Genomic DNA, 4513 nt, shown 5'->3' on the forward strand with positions numbered 1-4513 from the left:
ACCAGCGGCGGCCGGGTGACGCGCTGGGAGCACAACTTCCAGCGCGCCATGGTGGTGCCGGAGCAGTCGGCGGTGCTGCTGGGCCTGCTGATGCTGCGCGGCCCGCAGACGGCGGGCGAACTGCGCATCCACAGCGAGCGCTGGTACCGCTTCGCCGACATCTCCTCGGTGGAGGCCTTCCTCGAGGAGCTGCGCAGCCGCACCGAGGCCAAGGGCGGCCCGCTGGTGGTGCAGCTGCCGCGCGCCGCCGGCGCGCGCGAGGCCCGCTGGGCCCACCTGCTGTGCGGGCCGGTGGACGTGGCCGCAGCCGAGGCGAGCGCCGAAGCGAAGGCCGGCAACGGCGCCCTGGCCGCCCGCGTGAGCGCGCTGGAGGAGGAGGTGGCGCAGCTGCGCGACCTGGTCACCGACCTCGCCACGCAGCTCGGTTTGTCACCGCCTGGACACCCGAAGACGAACGACCGTGCTTGAATGACGGCTTGCCCTGGAGAGAGACGATGGATCTAGCTTTCACACCCGAAGAACAGAAGTTCCGCGAAGAGGTGCGCGCCTGGGTGCGCGAGAACCTGCCGCAGGAGATCGCGCACAAGGTGCACAACGCCCTGCATCTCACCCGGGATGACATGCAGCGCTGGGCGAAGATCCTGGGCAAGAAGGGCTGGCTCGGCTACGGCTGGCCCAAGCAGTTCGGCGGCCCGGGCTGGACGGCGGTGCAGAAGCACCTGTTCGAGGAAGAGACGGCCCTGGCCGGCGCACCGCGCATCGTGCCCTTCGGCCCGGTGATGGTCGCCCCCGTGATCATGGCCTTCGGCTCGCCCGAGCAGCAGAAGCGCTTCCTGCCCGGCATCGCGAGCGGCGAGGTCTGGTGGAGCCAGGGCTACAGCGAGCCGGGCGCTGGCTCGGACCTGGCATCGCTCAAGACGCGCGCCGAGCGCAAGGGCGACAAGTACATCGTCAACGGCCAGAAGACCTGGACCACGCTGGCGCAATACGGCGACTGGATCTTCTGCCTGGTGCGCACCTCCACCGAAGGCAAGCCGCAGACCGGCATCTCCTTCCTGCTGATCGACATGAAGTCGCCCGGCGTCAGCGTGCGGCCGATCATCATGCTCGATGGCGGCCACGAGGTGAACGAGGTGTTCTTCGACAACGTCGAAGTGCCGGCGGAGAACCTGATCGGCGAGGAGAACAAGGGCTGGACCTACGCCAAGCACCTGCTCTCGCACGAGCGCACCAATATCGCCGACGTCAACCGCGCCAAGCGCGAGCTGGAGCGCCTGAAGCGCATCGCGCGCAGCGAAGGCATGTACACCGACACGCGCTTCCGCGACGAGATCGCCAAGCTGGAAGTGGACGTGGTGGCGCTGGAGATGCTGGTGCTGCGCGTGCTCTCCGCCGAGAAATCGGGCAAGAACCCGCTGGACATCGCCGGCCTGCTGAAGATCAAGGGCAGCGAGATCCAGCAGCGCTACACGGAGCTGATGATGCTGGCCGCCGGCCCCTACGGCATCCCCTTCGTCAAGGAGGCGATGGAAGCCGGCTACCAGGGCGACTACGTGGGCGCCGCCTGGCTGGCGCCGCTGGCCGCCACCTATCTGAACATGCGCAAGACCACCATCTACGGCGGCTCGAACGAAGTGCAGCGCAACATCGTGGCCCAGACGGTGCTGGGCTGAGGGAGGCAGACATGGATTTCAACTTCTCCGACGACCAGGAACAACTGCGCGACGCCGTGCGCAGGTGGGTGGACCGCAGCTACACCTTCGAGCGCCGGCGCGCCATCACCAAGGCGGGCGGCTTCGACCGCGCGGCCTATGGCGAGCTGGCGGAACTGGGCCTCGCCGGCCTCTACGTGCCCGAGGACCAGGGCGGCATGGGCATGGGCCCGGTCGAGGCGATGGTGGTGATGGAGGAACTGGGGCGCGGCATCGTGCTGGAGCCCCTGAAGCAGACGCTGGTCGCCAGCGGCGTGCTCGGCGCCTATGCGCCCGAGGCCGTGCGCGCCGAGTGGCTGCCGAAGATCGCCGCCGGCGAGGCGCTGGTGGTGCTGGCGCACCAGGAACGCAAGGCGCGCTACCGCCTCGACGCCTGCGAAGCCACCGCGCAGGGCGGGGCCCAGGGCTGGAAGGTCTCCGGCGACAAGAGCGTCGTCCCCGCCGGCGACCAGGCCGACGCCTTGCTGGTGCCCGCCCGCGCCAACGGCCGGATCGCCCTCTTCCTGGTCGAACGCACGGCGCAGGGCGTGAGCACCCGCGGCTATCCCACGCTGGAAGGCGGCCGCGCCGCCGAAGTGCAGCTGCGCGACGCGCCCGCCACCCTGGTGGCCGAGGAAGGCCTGCCGGCGCTGGAGCACGCGGTGGACATCGGCATCGCTGCGACGTGCGCCGAAGGCGTCGGCGCGATCGACCGCACCATGCAGCTCACGGCCGAATACCTGAACACGCGCAAGCAGTTCGGCGTGACGCTCTCCACCTTCCAGGCCCTGCGCCATCGCATGGCGGACATGAAGATGCAGCAGGAGCTGGCCCGCTCCATGAGCTATTACGGCTCGCTGAAGCTCAATGCGCCGCTGGAGGAGCGCCGCCGCGCGCTGGCCCGCGCGAAGTACCAGCTCGGTGTCTCGCTGCGCTTCGTCGGCCAGAACTCGGTGCAGCTGCATGGCGGCATCGGCGTGACCGACGAATACGTGGGCAGCCACTACTTCAAGAAGTTGACGCAGCTCGAACTCGAGTTCGGGGATACCCTGCACCATCTCGGCGAGGTCTCGGCAAGAATGCAGGACACCGCCGGCGTGTTCGCCTGACGGCGTCTCACCCCTTACGGAACGCCCGCGGCTTGCGGGCGTTTTCATTTCTGGAGGAGGCTGGTGGTGCGCCGCGAAGCGTGCGAACCCCAGTAGAACGAAACGAGCATTTTCAGGAACAAGAAGCCATGACCACCCGACGCGAGATCCTCGCGCTCCCGGCGGCGCTGATCCTCGGCGCCTGCGCCTCCGGGCCTTCCGCTTCGGCGTATCCGCCGATCGTCTTCGTCCACGGCAACGGCGATTCCGCCTCGATCTGGCAGACCACGTTGTGGCGCTTCGAATCGAACGGCTGGCCGCGCGATCGCCTGTTCGCGCCCGACCAGCCCTACCCGCTGGCGCGAGACGACGACGAAGTGGAGCAGGCCGGCCGCTCCTCCACCGCACAGCACATGGCCTTCCTGCGCGAGGAGGTGGAGAAGGTGCTGCAGGCCACCGGCGCGCGCCAGGTGGTGCTGGTCGCCAACTCGCGTGGCGGCTACGCGGTGCGCAACTACATCCAGAACGGCGGCGGCGCCGCCAAGGTGAGCCACGCCATCCTGGCCGGCGTGCCGAACCACGGCGTGTGGAACGTGCCGGGGCGGCTACCCCATAACGAGTTCGCCGGCAACGGCCCCTTCCTGCAGGCGCTCAACGCGCCCAAGAACGCGCAGGGCGACGAGGTGGCCGGCCCGGTGAAGTGGCTCACGATCCGCTCGGACAACAACGACAAGTACGCCCAGCCCCTGGGCCTGTGGATCGGCAACCCCAAGCTGGACACCGGCGTCACCTACGAAGGCCCGGCCCTGAAGGGCGCGACCAACGTGGTGCTGCCGAAGGTGGACCACCGCGAGACCGCGTTCTCGCCGGCCGCCTTCGGGGTCATGTGGCGCTTCCTCACCGGCAAGGCGCCGGCCACGCTGCAGGTCGTGCCGGAGGAGCGGGTGGTGGTCTCCGGCAAGGTGACGGGTTCGGGCGTCTCGTCCACCGACCCGGCCAGCGGCGCCTTCCCCAACAACCTGCCCTTGCCGGGCGCGAAGCTGGAGGTGTATGCCACCGACCCGGCCACCGGCGAGCGGCGGGGCGACGCGGTGCTGACGCAGACCGTCGGCGCGGATGGCGCCTGGGGCCCGCTGCAGGCCCGGCCCGGCACGCCCTACGAGTTCGTTCTGTCCGCGCCGGGGTACTCGACGACGCACATCTACCGCAATCCCTTCCCGCGTTCCAGCGCCATCGTGCACCTGCGGCCGGACCGCATCGCGATCTTCGAGCGCCGCGCCATCGCCCTGGTGATGCTGACGCGGCCGCGCGGCTACTTCGATCCGCAGCGCGACAAGATCGTGTTCGAGAACCGCACCCCGCCCCCGGGCGTGGTGCCCGGCGCCGGCGTCTCCAGCTCGCGCCTGCAGCTGCTGGAAGCCGGCAAGCCCGTGCACGCCCAGTTCAACGGCGAAAAAATCGCCGGCCGCACGTGGCCGGTGGTGAACAACGAGGTGGCGGTGCTCGAGTTGACGTATTAGCGCCGGCTGTTCACTTACGGGCTCGGCGGCTGTTCGTAGGCTGGTGCTGAGCGCATTTCCGAGGCGGGAGCCTCGGAAATGCCCGAAGCCCAGCGCTTTCGCGCTGATCGCTGGGCTTCGGGCTATCGCCTCTCAGCGCCAGCCTACGATCAGGGCTGTCGCCGCTCAGCGCCAGGCACGAAACCGCACCCCGTGCCGGCGGGGCCGCTCACGC

The 4513-nt window shown here is 69.4% G+C and carries 4 protein-coding genes; all 4 read left to right on the plus strand.

All coding sequences use genetic code 11. The features are described 5' to 3' along the window. Positions 1–468: DUF480 domain-containing protein (locus VFM98_RS11105; protein ID WP_325109983.1), on the plus strand; the 468-nt coding region annotated here is incomplete at its 5' end. Between the two features lie 26 nt (positions 469–494). Next, entirely contained in the window at positions 495–1673 is a 1179-nt protein-coding gene (locus VFM98_RS11110; protein ID WP_325109984.1) for an acyl-CoA dehydrogenase family protein, read from the plus strand. 11 nt (positions 1674–1684) lie between these two features. Further along, positions 1685–2800, plus strand: a complete 1116-nt coding sequence (locus VFM98_RS11115) for an acyl-CoA dehydrogenase family protein (protein WP_325109985.1) — start codon at positions 1685–1687, stop codon at positions 2798–2800. A 128-nt stretch (positions 2801–2928) separates the two neighbouring features. Continuing rightward, on the plus strand, positions 2929–4299 hold the full coding sequence (locus tag VFM98_RS11120; RefSeq protein WP_325109986.1) for an alpha/beta fold hydrolase: 1371 nt from the start codon (positions 2929–2931) through the stop codon (positions 4297–4299). The last annotated feature ends 214 nt before the right edge of the window (positions 4300–4513 follow it).

It is taken from the genome of Ramlibacter sp. (assembly GCF_035706265.1).
Lineage (GTDB): Bacteria > Pseudomonadota > Gammaproteobacteria > Burkholderiales > Burkholderiaceae_C > Ramlibacter.